This window comes from Mesobacillus sp., assembly GCF_057785455.1.
The window spans coordinates 76,411-96,554 of the sequence record NZ_JBYNSB010000066.1 but is presented as its reverse complement, the minus strand read 5'-3'; the positions used below and the strand labels follow the sequence as shown (position 1 = coordinate 96,554).

The 20,144-nt window shown below is 43.3% G+C and carries 24 protein-coding genes; 4 read left to right on the top strand and 20 right to left on the bottom strand.

Going from position 1 to position 20,144, the window contains the following annotated elements; translation table 11 throughout:
* Window positions 1–22: 22 nt before the first annotated feature.
* From AC3EBE_RS24665 to AC3EBE_RS24625, 9 genes are all read right to left on the bottom strand, one after another.
* Entirely contained in the window at window positions 23–1,843 is a 1,821-nt protein-coding gene (locus AC3EBE_RS24665; RefSeq protein WP_488597672.1) for an assimilatory sulfite reductase (NADPH) flavoprotein subunit, read from the bottom strand.
* A gap of 253 nt (window positions 1,844–2,096) precedes the next feature.
* Window positions 2,097–2,816, bottom strand: a complete 720-nt coding sequence (locus AC3EBE_RS24660) for a sirohydrochlorin chelatase (protein WP_488597671.1) — start codon at window positions 2,814–2,816, stop codon at window positions 2,097–2,099.
* A 21-nt stretch (window positions 2,817–2,837) separates the two neighbouring features.
* Window positions 2,838–3,614: a uroporphyrinogen-III C-methyltransferase gene (gene cobA, locus AC3EBE_RS24655; protein ID WP_488597670.1), complete on the bottom strand. Its 777-nt coding sequence runs from the start codon at window positions 3,612–3,614 to the stop codon at window positions 2,838–2,840.
* A 15-nt stretch (window positions 3,615–3,629) separates the two neighbouring features.
* Window positions 3,630–4,241: an adenylyl-sulfate kinase gene (gene cysC, locus AC3EBE_RS24650; protein WP_488597669.1), complete on the bottom strand. Its 612-nt coding sequence runs from the start codon at window positions 4,239–4,241 to the stop codon at window positions 3,630–3,632.
* A 12-nt stretch (window positions 4,242–4,253) separates the two neighbouring features.
* Window positions 4,254–5,402, bottom strand: a complete 1,149-nt coding sequence (gene sat / locus AC3EBE_RS24645) for a sulfate adenylyltransferase (protein ID WP_488597689.1) — start codon at window positions 5,400–5,402, stop codon at window positions 4,254–4,256.
* An 18-nt stretch (window positions 5,403–5,420) separates the two neighbouring features.
* Entirely contained in the window at window positions 5,421–6,491 is a 1,071-nt protein-coding gene (cysP, locus tag AC3EBE_RS24640; protein ID WP_488597668.1) for a sulfate permease, read from the bottom strand.
* A 14-nt stretch (window positions 6,492–6,505) separates the two neighbouring features.
* Window positions 6,506–7,222, bottom strand: coding sequence for a phosphoadenylyl-sulfate reductase (locus tag AC3EBE_RS24635; RefSeq protein WP_488597667.1), 717 nt, complete (start codon window positions 7,220–7,222; stop codon window positions 6,506–6,508).
* Between the two features lie 75 nt (window positions 7,223–7,297).
* Entirely contained in the window at window positions 7,298–7,453 is a 156-nt protein-coding gene (locus AC3EBE_RS24630) for a YezD family protein (protein WP_488597666.1), read from the bottom strand.
* Window positions 7,454–7,750: 297 nt separating this feature from the next.
* Entirely contained in the window at window positions 7,751–8,353 is a 603-nt protein-coding gene (locus AC3EBE_RS24625) for an NAD(P)-binding protein (protein WP_488597665.1), read from the bottom strand.
* Between the two features lie 221 nt (window positions 8,354–8,574).
* Between AC3EBE_RS24625 and AC3EBE_RS24620 the strand changes: the two genes are divergently transcribed.
* Window positions 8,575–9,582 carry a DUF3231 family protein gene (locus AC3EBE_RS24620; RefSeq protein ID WP_488597664.1) on the top strand — a complete coding sequence of 336 codons (1,008 nt, stop codon included), beginning with the start codon at window positions 8,575–8,577 and terminating at the stop codon, window positions 9,580–9,582.
* 90 nt (window positions 9,583–9,672) lie between these two features.
* Here AC3EBE_RS24620 and AC3EBE_RS24615 read toward each other — a convergent pair whose 3' ends face one another.
* The 4 genes from AC3EBE_RS24615 to AC3EBE_RS24600 form a co-directional block, all read right to left on the bottom strand.
* Window positions 9,673–10,224 (bottom strand): DUF3231 family protein, encoded by a 552-nt coding sequence (locus AC3EBE_RS24615; RefSeq protein ID WP_488597663.1) that lies wholly within the window; start codon window positions 10,222–10,224, stop codon window positions 9,673–9,675.
* A gap of 457 nt (window positions 10,225–10,681) precedes the next feature.
* Window positions 10,682–11,818 (bottom strand): zinc-dependent alcohol dehydrogenase, encoded by a 1,137-nt coding sequence (locus AC3EBE_RS24610; protein WP_488597662.1) that lies wholly within the window; start codon window positions 11,816–11,818, stop codon window positions 10,682–10,684.
* Window positions 11,819–11,844: 26 nt separating this feature from the next.
* Window positions 11,845–12,207, bottom strand: a complete 363-nt coding sequence (locus tag AC3EBE_RS24605) for a spore coat protein (protein ID WP_488597661.1) — start codon at window positions 12,205–12,207, stop codon at window positions 11,845–11,847.
* Between the two features lie 3 nt (window positions 12,208–12,210).
* Window positions 12,211–12,435: a spore coat protein gene (locus AC3EBE_RS24600; protein WP_488597660.1), complete on the bottom strand. Its 225-nt coding sequence runs from the start codon at window positions 12,433–12,435 to the stop codon at window positions 12,211–12,213.
* A 151-nt stretch (window positions 12,436–12,586) separates the two neighbouring features.
* Here AC3EBE_RS24600 and AC3EBE_RS24595 point away from each other — a divergent pair, with 151 nt between their 5' ends.
* Together AC3EBE_RS24595 and AC3EBE_RS24590 are read left to right on the top strand one after the other, a co-directional pair.
* A complete protein-coding gene (locus tag AC3EBE_RS24595) occupies window positions 12,587–12,805 on the top strand; it encodes a hypothetical protein (RefSeq protein WP_488597659.1) in 219 nt (72 codons plus the stop codon).
* Window positions 12,798–13,091 (top strand): spore coat protein, encoded by a 294-nt coding sequence (locus AC3EBE_RS24590; RefSeq protein WP_488597658.1) that lies wholly within the window; start codon window positions 12,798–12,800, stop codon window positions 13,089–13,091. Before AC3EBE_RS24595 ends, AC3EBE_RS24590 begins: the two co-directional genes overlap by 8 nt.
* A 114-nt stretch (window positions 13,092–13,205) precedes the next feature.
* Here AC3EBE_RS24590 and AC3EBE_RS24585 read toward each other — a convergent pair whose 3' ends face one another.
* The 3 genes from AC3EBE_RS24585 to hxlA form a co-directional block, all read right to left on the bottom strand.
* Window positions 13,206–13,922, bottom strand: a complete 717-nt coding sequence (locus tag AC3EBE_RS24585; RefSeq protein ID WP_488597657.1) for a 3-ketoacyl-ACP reductase — start codon at window positions 13,920–13,922, stop codon at window positions 13,206–13,208.
* Between the two features lie 69 nt (window positions 13,923–13,991).
* Window positions 13,992–14,549 (bottom strand): 6-phospho-3-hexuloisomerase, encoded by a 558-nt coding sequence (hxlB, locus tag AC3EBE_RS24580; RefSeq protein WP_488597656.1) that lies wholly within the window; start codon window positions 14,547–14,549, stop codon window positions 13,992–13,994.
* A gap of 7 nt (window positions 14,550–14,556) precedes the next feature.
* Window positions 14,557–15,189, bottom strand: coding sequence for a 3-hexulose-6-phosphate synthase (gene hxlA / locus AC3EBE_RS24575; RefSeq protein WP_488597655.1), 633 nt, complete (start codon window positions 15,187–15,189; stop codon window positions 14,557–14,559).
* A 207-nt stretch (window positions 15,190–15,396) separates the two neighbouring features.
* Here hxlA and AC3EBE_RS24570 point away from each other — a divergent pair, with 207 nt between their 5' ends.
* On the top strand, window positions 15,397–15,759 hold the full coding sequence (locus tag AC3EBE_RS24570) for a winged helix-turn-helix transcriptional regulator (protein WP_488597654.1): 363 nt from the start codon (window positions 15,397–15,399) through the stop codon (window positions 15,757–15,759).
* A 164-nt stretch (window positions 15,760–15,923) separates the two neighbouring features.
* Here the strand turns inward: AC3EBE_RS24570 and AC3EBE_RS24565 are convergent, their stop codons facing one another.
* The 4 genes from AC3EBE_RS24565 to AC3EBE_RS24550 form a co-directional block, all read right to left on the bottom strand.
* Window positions 15,924–16,361, bottom strand: a complete 438-nt coding sequence (locus AC3EBE_RS24565) for an ASCH domain-containing protein (protein ID WP_488597653.1) — start codon at window positions 16,359–16,361, stop codon at window positions 15,924–15,926.
* Window positions 16,362–16,945: 584 nt separating this feature from the next.
* Window positions 16,946–17,068, bottom strand: a complete 123-nt coding sequence (locus AC3EBE_RS24560; RefSeq protein ID WP_488597652.1) for a hypothetical protein — start codon at window positions 17,066–17,068, stop codon at window positions 16,946–16,948.
* Window positions 17,069–17,182: 114 nt separating this feature from the next.
* Window positions 17,183–18,277: an NAD(P)H-dependent flavin oxidoreductase gene (locus AC3EBE_RS24555; protein ID WP_488597651.1), complete on the bottom strand. Its 1,095-nt coding sequence runs from the start codon at window positions 18,275–18,277 to the stop codon at window positions 17,183–17,185.
* Window positions 18,278–18,423: 146 nt separating this feature from the next.
* Window positions 18,424–20,121 (bottom strand): NAD-dependent malic enzyme, encoded by a 1,698-nt coding sequence (locus tag AC3EBE_RS24550; RefSeq protein ID WP_488597650.1) that lies wholly within the window; start codon window positions 20,119–20,121, stop codon window positions 18,424–18,426.
* Window positions 20,122–20,144: the final 23 nt, after the last annotated feature.

Below are 20,144 nucleotides of genomic sequence, written 5' to 3'. Positions count from 1 at the left end.
GAATTCTCCTTTCTTGTCAAAATCAATAGACATCGCGCTGATATCGTTTTTGCTGCTGCATATCAGCCAGATAGGTTTCTGCTTGTTCCAGGGTCATGCTGCCCTCTGCTTCGATGATTTTTATAAGTGTTTTATGGACATCATGGGCCATGTTTTTCTCATCGCCGCAAATGTAAACCGCTGCACCTTCTTCTAGCCATTTGAAAAGTTCCGCGCTGTTTTCAAGCATACGATGCTGTACATATACTTTTTCAGCTCGATCCCTGGAAAACGCAACATCCATCTTCGTCAGGACACCTTCTTTTAGCCATTTTTGCCATTCGGTCTGATAAAGGAAATCCGTCATAAAGTGCTGGTCGCCGAAGAAAAGCCAGGATTTCCCCTGCGCTCCTGTTTCTTCACGCTCCTGCATGAATGCACGGAACGGAGCAGCACCAGTGCCCGGGCCCACCATGATAATTGGCGTTGCAGGATCTTCTGGCAGCTTGAAATTGTCATTTTGCTGAACGTAAACCGCTACAGAATCTCCCGGTTTTACCCGTTCTGCACAATAAGTCGAACATACACCTTTCCTTTCACGTTCATGTGCCTCATACCGGACAGCACCAATGGTAAGGTGGACTTCATCCGGGTTCGCAGCAAGGCTGCTTGCAATCGAATAAAGGCGGGCCGGAATTTTCCGCAGAATTGAAACAAACTCCTGGGCTGAACTGCCCCAGACCCCATAATCCTGGACCAAATCGAGCAGGTCGCGTCCATACAGATAGGAGTTCAGCTTATCGGCATTCCCTTGTGCAGCAAGATCACGCAGTCCCTCGTCTGTTGTCAGCTGTGCTGCTTTTTCTAACAATGGTTTTGTTAAAACTGCAATTTCATATTGGCTGGTAAACGCCTCTTTTAAAGTGAGGGTCTCTCCCTGTTTATTCACCGTCACCCTTTCTTCTGGATTCCACGGCAAAATTTCCAGGAGCTTTCCCACAAGCACAGGATCGTTTTCAGGATAGATTCCGAGGCTGTCACCAGGCTCGTAAACAAGGCCTGAACCCTCAAGCGATAATTCGAGATGGCGTGTTTCTTTATTAGATCCACGGCCATTCAAATTGAGATTTTCAAGGACTTCTGCTCTGTATGGATTTGTCCTTGAATAAACCGTTTCGGCCACTTGCAGCGTTGAGGCCGCTTCCACCTGTGCATTAACGCCTTCCGCTTCATTTAAGTGATTGAGAACCCCTTCAATCCATTCAGCTGCCGGCTCATCATAATCAAGATCGCAGTCCACCCGTGGGTATAGACGCGTTCCGCCCAATTCTTCGAGCCTGCTATCAAATTCCTTTCCTGTCTGGCAAAAGAACTCATACGAACTGTCCCCAAGCGAAAGGACCGAATAGTGAAGTCCTCCTAGCTGAGGTGCACGCCTTCCATGAAGGTACTCATGGAAGGAGTGGGCATTATCCGGCGGGTCGCCTTCTCCATGAGTACTGACTAAGATAAGCAGATTTTGGACTTTCTTTAAATTGTTCGTTTTAAAATCACTCATTGATGAAACGTTTACCTGATATCCGTTTCCTTCAAGCGTCTTGCCTGCTTTTTTGGCAAGGGCTTGTGCGTTTCCAGTCTGTGACCCATAAAGAATCGTTACCTCTTTGGATCTGGCAGGTATTTTGGCAGCCCCGGCTGGATCATTTGCCAGTACTTCAGCAGTCCCTCCTGTAACGGTTAAATGGGCAGCGGCGAAATAACCGCTCAGCCATAGCTTTTGAGATTCAGATAAAGTTGGCAGAAGTTTATTAAGGAGATCCGCTTGCTCCTGGGTAAACGGGCTGTTCGTTGACTTAAGCTGCAAAAAAATCACCTCACAAAATGCATGTTTTTTCATAAATGTTAAATTGGGCATTGGTATTACCCAATTTGTTGTTGAAGCTATATCAAACTACTTTATCGGGGTATAATCTCCCGAAAGAACGATGTATTCTCCCGAACAACGTTCTTAATCTCCCAAAACTTCCTCATAATCGCGCCGTCATCCTATATTTGGTAAAAAACAACACTTCTGACTGGCCGGTGTAGCGGCAGGATGCTTCATAAATAGGCATTATTCACATTGCGCGCGAAATCACGATATCTTCAATAATCTGATGGCTGCTTAAAGGGGAGGTATGTATAATGTCTAAGCCATGCATTTTCAGCCTAGATATCTTTTGACTTATTTCAGCAAAAAGAAGCCCGGAGAATAACAGATAGGGAACAACAATAACTCTGCCGTCAGCATTTTGGGCAATGGCTTCAAGCCCTTCATCCAGTGTCGGCTTGGCAGCAGCTAAAAAGCACACAGATACATGGTCAATCCCCAGCCGCGTCTTAAGCCCTTCAGCTATGGCTGCAAAATCAGACTTAATCACTGGATCACTGCTTCCCCTTCCGACAATCAGCAGCCGGTCCTGCGACTTGACGCCGCCTATATTGTCAAGAACCAGTTCAGCAATACCATCAAGCATACTCTCCTGTAATCCGAATGGATCCTTAACATCTATACGAATATACGGGTATTTATCCTGTAAAGACGCAAGAATCTTAGGGATATCGTGTTTGATGTGCCCCGCAGCCAAAAGGAACAAAGGCACTACCGCGATTTCTTCAGCCCCTCTTTCCACACAGCGGGCAAAGCCTTCAGCGATTGACGGGTCAGTCAGCTCCAGAAAACTCACCTCCTGGATGGGGATGTCAATCCGGGCCATGACCCTTTGCACAAAAGCTATAGCCTCCCCTGCCCCTTTCTTCGATCTGGTTCCATGACCTATATAAAGAATGGCCTTCATGGATTAATCCTCCCTTCACTGTTATCCGTGGACAACCGGCAGATTAGGGGCAATTTCATCCTGAAACCAGTCCAATCGATCGTGCAGTCGTACAACTTCCCCGATTACAATCATGCTTGGATTCGAGATCTCCGCTTCTCTCACCTTTTCTACGATTGTCTCTAGCGTCCCAACAACGGTTTTCTGTTCGCTTAAAGTGCCCCAATGAATAAGGGCAATTGGCGTTTGCTCAGATTTACCGAAATGAATTAATTGACTTGCTATAGCCGGAAGCTGCGAAACGCCCATATAGACGCAAATTGTGTCAACTGCCTTAGCCAGATGGGACCACTGGTGTTCGGCAGCCACATCTCCTGCCTGATGGCCGGTAATGAAGGCGAAGCTTTTGCTTAAGGTTCGATGGGTGACCGGTATGCCTGCATAGGCTGTAGCAGCAATGCCGGAAGTAATGCCCGGCACGATCTCGAATGGAACATCATTCTTGCGGCATTCTTCTGCTTCTTCGCCGCCACGCCCAAATACAAAAGGATCTCCACCTTTCAACCGGACAATCTGGAGGCCTTTTTTTGCATATTTTACAAGGAAATGATTAATCGTTTCCTGTTTCATAGTGTGATAGTTTGGTAATTTACCGCAATAAACCAATTTTGCTCCTTCTTTTGCATGTTTCAATAGTTCAGGATTCACAAGCCTGTCATAGAGGATGACATCGGCATTTTGCAGACACCTCAACCCTTTCACTGTGATCAAATCAGGATCCCCAGGACCTGCTCCTACTAAATAAACCTTGCCGGCCATTGCTTCACACCCTTTCTACTGCTCGAGTTGGATTATGTTTCTGGCATGGAGGTAGCCAAGTATTTCTCCGACAGCCTCTTCCACTGACAGGAGTTCCGATCGAATGATGATTTCCGGATTTTCCGGTTCTTCATATGGAGAATGAATGCCCGTAAAATCCTTGATTTCCCCACGCCGGGCTTTTACATAAAGCTGCTTTGGATCACGGCGTTCACATTCTTCAAGCGGGCAGCTGACGAACACCTCGATAAACTCTCCTTCTTCAAAAAGCGACCGGACCTGATCGCGGTCAGCGCGGAAAGGGGAAATGAAAGCAGTTGTCACAATAGCCCCTCCATCGACAAATAACTTGGCTACCTCTCCAATCCGCCTGATGTTTTCTGTCCTGTCATGGTCGGAAAATCCTAAGTCCTTGTTCAGTCCATGGCGGATATTATCGCCATCCAGGACATATTCATTGATGCCCCTGCGGTACAATTCACTTGATACAGCATTGGCAATCGAAGACTTTCCCGAACCGGAAAGGCCGGTGAACCATAATACGCAGCTCCCGTGTCCATAATTGGCCTGTCGGTCTTGTTTTGTAACCGTTGCTGCATGCCAAGTAATATTAGTTGCCTTCGTCATTGTGTAACCTCCTTATACAGATTCCTTTTCCTTCATTCCGTCAATCAGCACTTCCACTACCTCTTTCCTGCTGAAAGTAGATGGCGGCAGCGTACCGGATCGCAGTAATTCCCTGACTTTTGTCCCCGACAGTATTACGCGGTCTTCCTTGCTGTGCGGGCATGTTTTATCAGAAGCCATCCCTTCACATTTATTGCAGTAGAAGCTATGTTCAAAGAATAATGGCTTTATGCCAAGCTCCTCTTCATTAAATTCATTAAAAATCAGTTGGGCATCATAGGTACCGTAGTAATTCCCGACGCCTGCGTGGTCACGTCCAACAATGAAATGCGTGCAGCCAAAGTTCTTGCGGGCGATGGCATGGAAGATTGCCTCTCTTGGACCTGCATAACGCATCGCCGCCGGATATACACCAAGGTGAACACGGTTTTCAGGGTAATAATTATCAAGAAGGACCCTGTAGCTTTTCAGCCGTATTTCGGCAGGTATATCATCTGACTTTGTTTCTCCGACTAGTGGATTGACAAACAGGCCATCAACGGTTTCCAGGGCCGCTTTTTGAATGTATTCATGAGCCCGGTGAATCGGATTCCTTGTCTGGAAGCCAACGACTGTCCGCCATCCCTTCTCTTCAAATAAAGACCTGGTTTCCTTCGGTTCCAGCCAGACATCCCCGAATACACCCTTTTCCGGCTTCTTAACAAGTGTAATCTGCCCTGCAACATATAAAGGCCCTCTTTCATAAAGTCTCCTGACTCCTGGATGGGCCAGCTCATGAGTTCTGTAGACCTCGATTGCCTCCCTGTCCAGATCAGGCTCAAACCATTCAGTTACTTCAATGACACCATATACCTCTTTGTCAAAAACAAGCTTTATTTTTTCTCCGGCAGCAAGTGTGTCTGCGGTTTCCCTGGAAACGGGAAGTGTTACGGGTATCGGCCAGACCGTACCATCAGACAGGCGCATTCTATCCACAACTGATTCGTAATCCTCCTTGCCAAGGAACCCTGTAAGCGGACTGAAAAGTCCAACCCCAATCAGTTCAAGGTCACTTAAAGCGATGGCATCAATTTCAATTTCCTTTTTGATTTTTGTTAACTCATAGGCTGGGTCAAAAGCCTGAACAAGCTTTCCCCCATGAGGTTTTGGCAAATATGACAAATTAATCAATTCCCTTCTTCACTTTATTTTTACTGTCTCCTGCTGCACATTGATCCGCGAAGTCTGCCTTTTCATCAGGGAAAGGATCCCAAAAACAGAAACGACAACCCCGGCCATGGCAACAATTGAATAGACATTTTGCTCAATGATTAATTGAATCAGTACATAAGACATGATCATTGATAAAACTGGAGAAACAATCCAAATAGTCAGCATCCTGACAACAATATCTTTTTTCAAAACCTTAATGCCATCCTTGGTGTATCCAATTCCAATGATGGAAGAAGTGGTAATCTGCGTAAGCGGGACAGGAATGCCGAATACTGATGCCAGGGCCACAATCATGGCTCCAGTTCCAGAAATTATGCAGCCTTCTTCAAGTTTGAGCTTTGTAATTTTCTTCCCGTTTGTTTCCAGTACACGCCGCCCAAAGAGGAGAACTCCAAAAGCCACAAACAGCCCGCCCCAGAAAATTCCGCTTCCTGTTGATAAAATGCCTGCACCCACCAGTGGGCCAACCGCATTGGCCACATTGTTCATTCCGGCTGAAAAGGCCTCGAAAAGACCCATAAATACGACCAGCACCGACAAAATCGGAATGGCTTTAGGCGCTTCTGCCAATCTTTTAATCCGTTTGGTTTTTAATAGAGCTGAAGCAAAAATGGCTACTGCAAAGGCAAGAATCGGTGTCAGGAGCCAAAAAAGCATGATCCAAAGAAGTTTGCCGACAAAAACAGATTGATAGACAAGGCCTGCACCGACGACAGAGCCGACAGCAACTTCACTGGTTGAAAGCGGAATGCCAAAAATATTTGCCAAAAACAAGGACAATGAGGCTGAAGAGATAACGATTAATGCAATTTTCACAGTAAATGTGCTCTCCGGAACAATCCCGCTTCCTATCGTCTTGACGACTTCACCTCCGCCCAGCCAGGCCCCAAGAAATACAGCGATACTGCAAAGAAGTAATCCCAATCCTTTTTTGACGACCCCTGAACCATATGAGATGCCCATCGAGGCAGCCGCACCGCTTCCGCCTATGTTCATGGCAAAAAATAAACCTAAAAGAATTGCTATAGTTATTAGCAAAACAAATGCCTCCTTTAACGGGTATGAAGCCCACACTCCGTCTTGCCGCTTCCCGACCAGCGACCGGCCCGAGAATCACCATCAGCATGGACCTGCTTTGTACAAGGCAGGCAGCCAATGCTTGGATAATGGTGATCATGCAGGGAATTGTATGGAAGCTCATTTTCACGGATATAATTCCAAACATCATCCCATGACCAATGAATCAGTGGACAAATCTTTATATTTTGGAATTTTTCATCCTTGTTGATAAAGTTTGTGTTTGCCCTTGTTGGTGACTGTTCCCTGCGCAGCCCGGATATCCATGCTTGTTTTGCAGTAAGGGTCTTCTGCAGAGGAATGACTTTGCGGATATTGCAGCACTGATTGGGATCCCTTAGCCAAAGTGCCGACCCATACTGTGCAGCTTGTTCTTCAAGGCTGAACTCTGGTTCCTTTTTCTCAACTCTTAATGCCGGAAAGCGAGCTTGAATTTTTTCAATAACCTCATAGGTTTCCGGAAAATGAAGAGCTGTATCGAGGAAGACTATATGTGCATCTGGCTTTATTTGCTGAATGAGATCAATTAATACAATCGCTTCTGCACCGAAGCTGGAAGCATAGACAATCTCTTCTTGAGGGTAGGCGCTGTACGCCCACTCCAACACCGAATGCGCCCCTTTTGTCTCATCATCGAAAGTGAAATTACCGGAAATTTGATTCCATTTTTGATAAGTTACTGCAGCGGACATCCCTGCAAACCTCCCATTCTCAATAAAAAAAGGCAGCCTCCCATCATTAGATGGAGACCGCCTCTAGTTTTCTAGTCAGCGATTTTTATTTTGTTGGAGACGAACCTTTTCGTTTTTCTCAATTTGGACAATCTTTCCATCCTGGACAACCAAGGTGATTGAACCAAATTTTAATGTTTTCAGCATATTCTCAAGATGTTCAAATAGTTCTTCCTTTTCTCCTGCATTCAAGCGGTTCGCGCCCCCTTATCGTTAAAAACTTACCAGGAACGTAATGCTGTTGTTGGAATAATTAAATCCCTGCCTGAATCGCAAAAGTACTGTTCCAGGTTTCTGTAACCCAAATTCATTGGGAATGATTTATTGGATTAAATCCTACCATGCCGATAGGAATTATGCAAATAAAAAAATAAAAAATTCTAAAATTATTACCAAAGTTCTATTTTAATCCTGCCCTCTAAAACTCCCCTTCCAAAGAAAAGAAGACTGCCAACTATATTGACAGCCTTCATTAAAAGATTCCACATTCTACTCTTCAAACAGCCTGAGAAAACCGTTTCTTTCAGCAAATGAATTTTTATATTTTTCATCAAGTACCTGCTTGTACATGCTTTGTTTTTTCTCCCTGGGAAAAGCGCTATTTTTTATCTTCATCCGTGCTTCATATAAAAATTCTAAATACTCCTCAAACGATTCATCAAATATTTCCTTCAGATCATCCCGGATTTTTTTTGCCAAAGTGGGGCTTGCCCCCCCTGTAGCTACACTGATTTGCAGTTTTCCTCTGGTCAAGGTTGCCGGAATATGAAAATTGCCTATTTCCGAATCTGAGACCACATTGACAAGCTTCGTATCCTTTATATTCTCATATATTTCCCTGTTAATGGTCTGATCATTTGTAGCAGCAATGATCAAGTAAGCATCTTTGTAATCGGCATCTTCAATTTCCTTTTGCAGGACATCAATTTTTCCGTCTTCGTACAACTTTTCAATTTCAGGGATGATAATGGGACTGACAACCGTGACCTTAGCTTTTGCCTGAATAAGAGAGACCAGCTTGAAATATGCGATTTTTCCGCCCCCTGCCACAACACACGGCTTGCCTTCAATTTTTAGTGAGATTGGATACATTGTAATTCTCCCCTTCTCTGGTAATACTCTATTAACTGGATAAAAAATAGCGATGTTCGGATGCATGTAAGTATATCTCTATCTTCAAGTGTATTCCATGATGGATATTTACGGAATTAACTGCAGTCGCCTTCAGCAGAAGGAAATTGAATTTGTTAATAAATAATACTATAAAATTGTGGAAGGCTAACATAAACATTAGAAATAAGTGGGTGTATGCCATGGAAGATAAATCAAAGATCCGTCTTACCTCTGCTGAAATTTCAGTTTTGTGGACTCAGTACATAAATGATTCGGCTTCAATTTGTATGATTAAACACTTTTTAGAAAAAGTGGAGGATGAGGAGGTTCGTCCTGTTATTGAGTTTGCATTGAATGGTTCCAAAAAGAATATCAGTTTCTTAACTGATTTTTTTAAGATGGAAAAATTCCCTGTGCCGGTCGGTTTCACCCGGAAGGATGTAAACCCGGATGCCCCAAGGCTTTTTTCGGACACTTTTGTTTTAATGTATTTAAGGAATATGTCAGTCCTGGGGATGGCTTCTGCAGGGATGGCTTTGGGATTTGCCACAAGACCGGATGTTGTGGATTTTTTCAAGCGCGTAAGTCAAACGGCGATTGGTTTACAGGACTTAACAAGAGCTTTGATGCTAAAACAAGGAACGTATATTAAATCTCCGTATGTGACACTTCCGGATAAGGTCGATTTTGTTCAAAAGCAAAAATTCCTGGCTGGTTTTTTAGGAGAAGTCAGGCCATTAACCGTCCAGGAAATCACCATGCTATTTAACAACGTCCAGACTAATGCAATTGGTAAAACCCTCATCACCGGATTTGCCCAAACAGCACAGAAGAAAGAAGTTAAACAGTACATGATGAGAGGGAAACAGATTGCTCAAAAGCACATCGATTTATTCAGTGATAAATTAAAGAAAGAAGACCTTCCAGCACCGATGATTTGGGATGCAGCCCTGTCTGACTCGACAGTGCAAGTGTTCTCGGATAAGCTGATGATGTTCCATATAGCATCGATGAATGCAGCTGGAATCGGGAATTATGGTACTTCGATGTCAGGAAGCCCGCGAAGGGACCTCGGTCTCCTTTATGCATCCTTGATCCCTGAAGTGGCATTCTACGCAGAAGATGGCGCGAACATCATGATTAAAAACTCCTGGATGGAGGAACCTCCCCAGACGGATGACCGGAATCAATTAATAAAGGGTGATTAACGTTCCCCCTTAATCTTTTCATGGGTGACCTATCAAGCAATAAAAACCATTAAATACAAAAACCAACTCCAAGGTATGAGTTGGTTTTTGTTATTTTGGTGACCCAGGAGGATAGTAATATGGCGGAACTTTAAGCCATCCTCTTTTACGCATGAGTGTTTTTAATGTTGTTCCAAACACAGCCCATTCAAGATAGAATTGCAGCCACATTGTCCCGACATCATTTCTGACAGAGTCAGCTTGTCCTTTTGAACACGCCTGCAAACATGTAACTAACTTAAATGCGACACCATTTGCGAGTTCATCATCGGTTAACTTTACCCCTAAAGGAATATCATTCGGGTTTGAATTTGGTTTCGCTGAAGTTGCATCGGGCAGGGGGATGCCCTCTTTTTTCATAAATGCATTTAACTTTTGCACTTGTGATTCACATATTCTAATTACATCATTCAGCATTTCTCTGACTTCATCATCGGTTGTCGTGTTTAATCCTGTTTCCTCATAACGTATGAATTCCACCATTAAGGTTAAATAGGTCCAACAGTCACCGGCTTCAATGATATGTAACGGAGATTTTGGTTCGTTAGTTGTATCAATTGATATTTTTAGCATATTCCAAATTGCTTCAAAAGGATTTGACATTTAATACCTCCTCCTTATTATCATTCCTAAATTTTGTGTAAAAAATGTATTAACTAAAAGCTCAAAAATTAAATAATTGAACCTATTTCACCTCATTAGTCAACAGCATTTTATTGCAAAGCCTTCTTAAATATACCGTTTAGAAGAAGGTAATTACCTGCCCATCACCTTCATACTGATGTTTTTTCAAATATTGTTATATATTGGTTAACTGATTTTCTGTTAGGACAGATTCAGTATTTAAATTTTTCACTCTCTGCAAGGAGAACTCATTCATAGAGTAATCAGATTCGCAATAATTGTTCCTTGCAAAAACATAGCCTCACTCCTCAAAATTCTGCATATTGCAAGTTTCCCCAGCAATCAGATACTGCATGCAGTACCTTTTCATAGATATATACAAATAAAAGAACCTTGCATCGCAAAGTTCTCATAACGATTTTAAGCAGTTATATGTTTACGGCTTAAGAATAACCTTTATACAATTATCAGTCCTCGTATCGAAAACCTCATATCCATGTTTCGCTTTATCCAGTGGAAGGACATGGGTGATCACATCTCCTATATCAACCTTGCCTTCTGATATCAGGTTATATAGAAATGGCATATACGGAATAACAGGTGCCTGACCAGTTTTTATGTCAACATTTCTTTGGAAGATATCTCCCAGCGGGAAGCCATTATAACGCCCGCCATAAACACCTGTAATCTGGATTGTCCCAGCTTTGCGCACTGCCTGCGAAGCGATCACAATTCCGCCCATGGCTCCGCCGTGCAGTTTCATTCCGGATGCCAGGTATTCAAGTGGTGTCATTTTACCGCTCATACCGGTACAGTCAATGACAATATCAGCTCCCCCTTGAGTGATTTCCTTTAAATACTCCCCGACATTTTCATGTTCTTCAAAGTTTACGGTTTCTACTTTGTTGGTCCTTTTTGCGTGTGCTAATCGGTAATTGATATAGTCTACAGCAATAACTCGCTTTGCACCTTTAAACCAGGCAAATTTCTGGGCAAGCAGGCCAACCGGGCCACACCCCAATACGATCACAGTGTCACCGGGTTTCACACCAGAATGGTCTACACTCCAATAGGCAGTCGAAGCTGCATCTGCCAGTAAAACCAATTTCTCATCCTCTACTTCACAGTTCTCGGGGATTTTAAAAGGAGTAAAATTACCGAACGGAACCCGCATATATTCGGCTTGTCCACCGGCATACCCGCCGGTAGTCTCGGAGTATCCGAAAAATCCTCCCATCTCACCATGAGGGTTGGAATTATCACATTGGCTTGTTAAGTCGTGATTACAGTACCAGCAGTGTCCGCAGCTAACATTGAAAGGGATGATAACCCGATCCCCTTTTTTCAGATTAGTGACCTCAGGCCCTACTTCTTCAACAATCCCCATCGGTTCATGTCCGATTACATAGTCTGTCGGCAGATTGGGAATCTGTTGATGGAGCAAATGCAAATCGGAGCCGCAAATCGCGGAGGAGGTTACTTTGATGATAATATCATCAGCATTTTTTATGCTTGGGTCTTTTACTTCTTTAACCTGGACATTTTTACTCCCCTGATATGTAACAGCCTTCATCTTCATTACCTCCTTTATTTATTTATTTATTTATTAGGGGTTGCAAACAGCCCTAGTCTGTCAGTGTCTCTTGGGAAAATATCCATGCCGGCTATCATCAAGGCATTATCGGCTGATTTCAAATCCAATTCAACCTGTTTCCCTATATCATGCGGATACAGCCAGCCTTTCTTCAGCATCATTCCTGAGATTTCGGCGTGCAAATCGATCGATAATTCCATCTGTCGGTATAATGCTTCCCGCAGCTTTGGATTTGCTGTTTCCGTTAACGCGATGGCATACGTATGGATACCAGTTTTTACTGAAAGCAAAAATTCAAGTGCAATTCCCGAATCTGCCATCTCTGGCATATGTTCGGCACCCTGAGGATCCAAATAGTCCATTTCCAAGTCTTATTCACCTCTTTCGAAATAATTTGTCCTTGCCCCTTTGTAGAATTCTTTAAGCTCATTGATTGCAGCAATGGATAATTGTACTTCCTTTTCCATTAAGGCTTTTAAATCATTATCAAAACATAATCCTTGCATAAGCTTAGACTTCAATAAGCTGACAGTTTTAAAATTTAAAATCTCATGCGTTTCCATGGTCTCATGTAATGCCAGGGTTTCTTTTTCCATAAAGGCACCTCCCACAATAAGTATAATTTCTCTATTTCAATAGGTAATCATCCAGCCAAATAGTAGCATTAGTGGTGCTGTTTTATATGGATAGTGTTTGATTCAATGACAAATGATAAAGAAAGTTTTAGGAAGATAGGAGAGAGGGACAATGACAAAATATTTAGGATTGCACGAAACACTCGAGACACTTGAAATCATGGCTTTCCAAAGTGTTGCGGCCACAAAGGCTTTGACAATGAGCAAAGTACTTGCCGATGGAGATCTTAAGGACATTTTGACAGGCCATTATGATTCTGGGACACAGGGACTGGAGCGACTCCGGACGTACATAACAAACCGGGAGGAGGAACAGGAACAAAATGTCTAATATCATTCAGGGTTTAGCAGATATGGTAGGAATGACAGAGCGGGTGATTGCCTCCGATTTCTTGATTTCTTCAAAGTCGGCAGTCAGGAATCTTGCTTTCGCTATTACCGAAACGGCAACACCTGAATTGAGGGCCGCCCTTCGGGAAGAGCTTAAGACTGCAGTTGAGACTCATGCCAGGATAACGGATTATATGGTGGCTAGCGGGTATTATCACCCCCATCATCTTGGTGAAGATCTCAATGTAAGATTGCAGGATGTTGATACTGCGTTGAATCTCAAATAAATTATAGGGAATCAAAAATCATAATGCTTTATTAAGGGTGTCGTTCCATAGCGTGGTATGTATCCCAAAAAATTCAAGAAGACCCTTGCAAATGCAAGGGTCTTCTCTTAGATTTTAAGGATTGGTTGACCATAATCCTGCTGTTTTCACCAGTACTCTTGGATGAAGCTTCAAACCTGCCACAAGAAGGTCTGCTAAATCCTCTGGCTGCATGACATTGTCAGGGTTTCCGCTGATCAGATTGCTTTCGACCGCCAGATCAGTTGCAACTGTGCTTGGGGTCAAAGCAGTTACACGGACATTATGTTTCCTGACTTCAAGCATCAGGGATTCTGTCAAGCCAAGGACCGCAAATTTAGAAGCGGAATAAGCACTTGTGACTGGTGCTCCTTTTTGGCCTGCAGTGGAGGATATGTTCACAATATCTCCGGATTTTCTTTCGATCATTTCAGGTAAAACAGCTCTTGTCACGTTGTACACGCCCATCAGGTTGACGCGAACAATTTTTTCCCATTCTTCTGGTGATAAATCCAGGAAGCCTCCAAATTTTGCGATCCCTGCATTGTTGACTAAAATATCAATCGCCCCAAGGTCGGATTTGATATGTTCAACTGCGTGCTGTACCGCATCGAGGTCAGATACATCTGCTGATGCAGCGGAAATATTTACATCATATTCATCGAGTTCTTCTGTTAATTTTTCAAGATTGGATAGAGTCAAACCAATCAAACCAAGATTGACGCCTTCTTTTGCCAAAGCGGTCGCAACCGCACGTCCAATTCCTCTGCCTGCTCCTGTAACTATGGCTGTTTTTCCTTTAAGTGAAATCATGGTATCATCCCTTCAAAAAACTAATATCTAAAGACTGCCCGTAAATTAGCAGTCTTTCGTATTGAATTATTATTCAAGATTGGCATGCTTGCCATACATCTTGTTTGAGTCCAGACCTTTTTTCTCCATGAATCTGAGAATGACTGCATCGTAAAAAAGCAGAAGTGTCTGTTCAAACAGTGAACCCATTGGCTGGATGGTTTTGTAGTCACTTTCTGATTGATCCTTTGGCGAGCCAGGCAGCTTAACAACGATATCGGCTATTTGCCCAATCGTCGATTCTGGGGAAATTGTGACGGCTGCGATGGTACCACCAATGCTCTTAGCCTTATCAGCAATCGATACCAGGCTTTTGGTTTCTCCTGATCCAGATCCGATGATCAAAATATCTTCTTTTTCGAAGCCTGGGGTGATTGTCTCACCAATGACATGTGCACTAATCCCCATATGCATCATTCGCATCGCAAAGGATTTTGCCATAAAGCCCGATCTCCCGGCACCGGCAACAAATACCTTTTTTGATTCAAGGATGCCATTGACAAGTTTTTCTGCGGCATCGTCTGAAATAAAATCTGCTGAAGAGTTAAGCTCTTGTAAAATTTCAGAAAGGTATTGGGAAGTCTGCATTCAAATCTTACCCTTGCTGAAGCATTTGCTTCATTTGTTCTGCCGCTGCTTTTTTATCTTCATGACCTGTGATGCCGCCGCCGACAATGACAAGATCAGGCTGGGCTTTGATTACCTCTGGCAGTGTATCAAGCTTAATTCCCCCAGCTATCGCTGTTTTCGCTTTCTTGACTACGCTTTTAATCGTCTGAAGATCCTCGAATGAATTCTTCCCTACTGCTTGCAGGTCATAGCCTGTATGGACACAAATATAATCAACGCCCAACTCATCTAATTCTTTGGCACGGCCAGCAAGGTCCTTAACGGCAATCATGTCGACAAGGATTTTTTTACCCTGCTTTTGCGCTTCCTCGACAGCACCTTTAATGGACATATCTTCAGCAGCTCCAAGGATCGTGACGATATCTGCACCCGCTTCTGATGCTTTCATTACTTCATATCCAGCAGCGTCCATGATTTTAAGGTCAGCTAAAACCTTGAGATTAGGAAATGCTTCTTTTACTGCCTTTACAGCATGAAGTCCTTCATTAATGACAACCGGTGTACCGATTTCAACGATATCGATATGCTCCTCAACTTCTTTTACCAATTCGATTGCTTCTGGAATGTTAACCAAGTCCAATGCCAATTGTAATTCCATCTATATTTCACTCCCTGAATTTTGTGTTGGTGCACAGTTGTAAACTACCCTACTGTGCATGTTTCCTCCATGCCAAGTGTAACCATTTTTCCGGCATAGATGTAAGTATACCCGGTATGTTTTATTGATGAAAGTACGCACTTTTTTCTTACATAGTGACAAAAAGTATACTAAGTGATATTCTATGTTGAAATGAGGTGAAACCAAATGGCGAGAATGGATTCGAAAACATTTAATTGTGAAAAAGAGCTGACTCTTGCTGTCATTGGCGGCAAGTGGAAGATGCTGATTCTGTGGCATCTTGGAAAAGAAGGGACAAAGCGATTCGGGGAGTTGAAGGCACTCATGCCAGGCATAACACAAAGAATGCTGGTTAATCAGCTTCGCGAGCTGGAAGAGGACCTCATTGTCGAGCGAAAAGTTTATCCGGTCGTTCCTCCAAAAGTGGAATATTCTCTGACAAAGCAAGGGGAGAGCTTGATGCCCATCCTTGATTCAATGTATCAATGGGGAAAGAATTACATGCAGAATGTACTCGAAACTGCGGACAAAGAAGAAGCGTCTCAATAAATCTCTGCCACAAGTGAATACGCTTGTGGTTTTTTAATTACTGCCTGTTAAACACACCTTTGAAAGCGGAAATAAACTTAGCTGGTTAGACAGTAAAGGTGGCGCTGTTAGTAAACACTCATTTAGTGGCTGCTGTATATTTTTTGCTGTATCCTTATTTGGATTCAAAGATTGATTTTACCTGGATATTCCCACAGCCCCAGCTGGCCTTTCGCAGGGATGTATTCCTTCAGTTCGATCATGTCTTCGACTTCCCATGCAAAACAGCCCACCCTGTAATCACCCAATAGAAAGTCGTTGCCTGATACAATCCGATCATCTTCCAGTACCGCCCACGTTTGGTTATTTTCAACGACCCTTATACAGTTTTTCAGCCTGCAGGCTCCAATAATGACACCTGTCGGCAGGTTATCAGCTGAATAGCCATGCTTACCGAGCAACTCCTGTATTTTTATAGTTACACATGCAGCCTTATCAATTTTTTTACTGGTGTGGATGGCCATTTGCCCTCGGTATTTGGTCCTCCATGATCTTGTTTCATATTTGACCTCCCCGAGAACAAACAGACTTGCCCAGGGCTGGATCATCGATAGCACTTTCATTTTATTTGCCTCCAATTAAAACCTAGATGATGATAGAGTTTCCCTGTATGAAGAAAATATAAACGAAACCTCATTATGAGGCCTGTTTCTTGCTTTGTGTGTTCATAAAAAGACCCTTTTCAAAAACTATGTTGCTATTCTATATGCTTTTTAAATCTCCTTCTAACTGTTTTTTTCAAAGAAGGCTTTGCAATAAAAAGCTGTTGATTTTCGTTCCAGGCGCTTCACTTTCCTCTGAAAAATTATGAAAAAGCCCAACTGCCGGCTTTTTCAAGGGCAAATTTTTCTTGGGGCGTGCGGTGAGCCTCCTCGTCGCTTTGCTCCTGCGGGGTAAAATGGCCCCTTCATTCGGGCCATTTCTACCTAGGTCTCACCTGTCCCGCTTCATCCCGAAGGAGTCTGCGCGCTTTCCACTACAATCAACAGGATCATAATTCAACATAGGTGTAAGCAACAATCTTTGCGAAAACAGACTTAAAAAAAGACCTTTGCATGTGCAAGGGTCTTGGAAATAGGCCTTTAACTTACAAGCCCTGCCTTTCAATCAGACGCTTGCTGGTTTATATTCATACCAGGCGGCATGATTATTTGTTTACCTTTTTCTGTGCTTTCAATGCTTTCTTTTCAAAACCATTTCCTCTTTCTTCTGCAAACTCTACATCTGCTTTTGGCATCGCCTTATTATTTTCAGGTTTATGTTTAGCCATAAGATCACCACCCTTTTCGTTCACGACAATCCTTTTTAAGATGTCCACAATCCCATCAAAAGACAGGATATCTTGTCGACATCAACAGTTTTAGTGTGTGTTCTTTTTTTATGGCTATGCTTCATAGGAATTCATTTTTCTACTGATCGTTTTAGCATCAGAAATAACCTCTTCAATCAAAGTCTTAGCAGTTTGCCTTTTGGCAAGCGTGGGACTTTGCCCCGACCAAAGTGACATGAAATCCGGGTTATTTTGAGAGGAAGAAGCTTTCCTGATAGGTTGTGTGAGTGTATTTTGGACTGGGAATCGCGGATAAGATACATCATTTTTATCCATTTCTTCGATAAAGCGGTTTTTTATCCCTCTTGCCCATTTTCCGGAAAAAGAATTAGTCAAGACCAATTGATCTTCCTGGGCATTAAGAATACCTTCTTTATGAAGTTCATGTGCTCCGCTCTCTTCGCATGTTAAAAAAGCTGTTCCCATTTGCACACCTTTTGCCCCTAAGCAAAGGGATGCCATCAATCCTCTTCCATCCATAATTCCTCCGGCAGAGATAACAGGGATTCTGACCTGGTCTACAACCTGCGGGATTAACGACACTAAGCCTATAAGGCTCTCTCTGTCTCCAGTGAGAAAGTTCCCTCGATGGCCGCCCGCTTCTGTACCCTGCACGACAACTGCATCCATTCCAATCTTTTCAATTTCGATTGCCTCTCTTACCGTGGTTGCCGTTCCTATTAGAATCATGTGATGTGCCTTAAGCTCTCTGATCATTTGATCTGAGGGAAGTCCAAATGTAAAAGAACAGACTGGGACTTTTTCCTCGACAATAACTTGAATAAGTTCATTGAATGACTCTAAATAATGATGGTACTCAGGGACCTCGGGGTTTTGTTCTAGAGTCACATTCAATTCTTCCTCAATAGGTTTCAGGACTTTTTTAGAAGCGATAATTTCATTCTGTGAAACAGTAAATTCTTCGGGAACGAATAGATTGATCCCGAATGGTCTGTTAGTAAGCTGTTTGATTTCCCTGATTTGTTCCCTTGTCTGTTCAGGAGTCATATAGCCTGCACCAATCATCCCCAGACCACCGGAATTGGAGACCTCTGAGACTAATTCGGAAGTCGTGACCCCTCCCGCCATTGGTGCTTGTATGATTGGATAATCAATCAGCAATAGCTCGGTCAGTTCATTTTTAAGCATTGAATTCGCCTCCTCGCAGATTTTGTTTGTCTTTACTTAATCAATTCTTTACCGATCAATCGAGTTCCTTTTCTTTTGGGTATGTGAATTTTGTTGTAAAAATGAAGAAAGGCTGCCAAAGCAGCCTTTTCCTTATATATCATAATTTATATCGCTACACTTGTTACTTTTTTATACTCAGGTTTCCACATTGCTTCTGCGATCGCTTCCTCTACATTTTGAATGTCAGCGCCTGCTATCCCTTCGGCAATTGCGGCTTTGGCTACTTCGATGGCTACATATTCTGATACCTCGCCTAATTTATTGATGGACGGCAGGAGAGGTGCACCCGGGGTATGGCTGTACGACATATCGGCAACTGCATTAGCGGCTGCAGCAAGCATTCCTTTAGAAATGATTCTTGCTTTGGAAACGATTGCTCCAAGGCCTAATCCCGGGAATACAAATGCATTGTTTGACTGGCCGATTTCATAACTGACTCCATTGTAATCAACATTTTTAAACGGGCTGCCAGTTGCAATCAGCACCCTGCCTTCAGTCCATTGAATCAAATCTGCGGGCACTGCCTCTGCCAGTGCTGTTGGATTTGACATTGGCATGATGATTGGACGTTCTGCGTGCCTTGCCATTTCTTTAACTATTTCCTTTGAAAAAGCCCCGGCCTGTCCAGAGGTTCCAATCAAAATCGTTGGCTTCACTTTCTTGATGACTTCCATCAATGGAATGATGCCGTCTTCAGTACGCTCCCATTTTGTTACTTCTTCCTTTTTCCGTGTATAAGGCTTTTGGAAGTTAAGGACATCCTCAACTTCATCAGTTAACAATCCCCGGTAATCAACTGCCCAGAAACGGTCATACGCCTCTTCCCTTGATAATCCTTCCATCATCATCGCTTCAGCTATTTGATCGGCATTGCCAATCCCGGCTGCGCCAGGACCGAAAACAACGATTCGCTGATCCTTCAATGATTCACCTGATACCTTGAGCGCTGACATAACTGCTGCAAGCGTTACTGCTCCAGTCCCCTGGATATCATCATTGAACGTAAGGATTTCATCCCCGTATTTTTCCATGATATTGCGTGCATTCACATTTCCGAGGTCTTCCCAGTGAATCAGCACTTCAGGGAAGAATTTTCGAGCAGCACCAACGAACAAGTCGATAAACTCATCATAGCGTTCACCTCTGACTCGCGGAAACTTGTTGCCAATATAAAATGGATCATCAATCAATGACTGGTTGTTAGTCCCGACATCCAGTACGACCGGCAGGACACGGCTTGGGTCGATTCCTGCAGCTGCCGTATAAACAGCCAGTTTGCCAATGGCAATATTGATTCCCCCTACTCCCTGGTCGCCAATTCCAAGGATGCTCTCCGAATCGGTAACTACGATCAAATCAATCCCGTTCTTTGGCTGTCCAAGATTCATAAAAGCTGTTTCGATTCCCTGCGGATCTTCAATCGATAAATACATGCCGCCAGGACGGCGATAAACATGGGAGTATTGCTCAATTGCTTCCCCCACGGTAGGTGTGTAAATGATTGGAAGCATCTCGCTTAAGTGTTCCTTCAGCAAACTGTAAAAAAGCACGACATTGCGGTTATATAAGTCATACAGAAGCCCATTTTTAAATAAATTGGTCGTCCTCGCGGAGTATTGCTCATATACCCTTTTCGTCTGTTCTTCGAGGGTGAGAACATGGGGCGGCAATAGGCCTTCCAAACCAAGCTCTTCCCTTTCTTTTTTTGTAAAAGCTACCCCTTTATTCAAAAAAGGATTGGTAAGAATCTCTTTCCCTTTTAAAGTAGTCTGAATCACCTTTGTATGATCTAAAGCTGCCATGAATCTTCCTTCTTTCCTTTTGC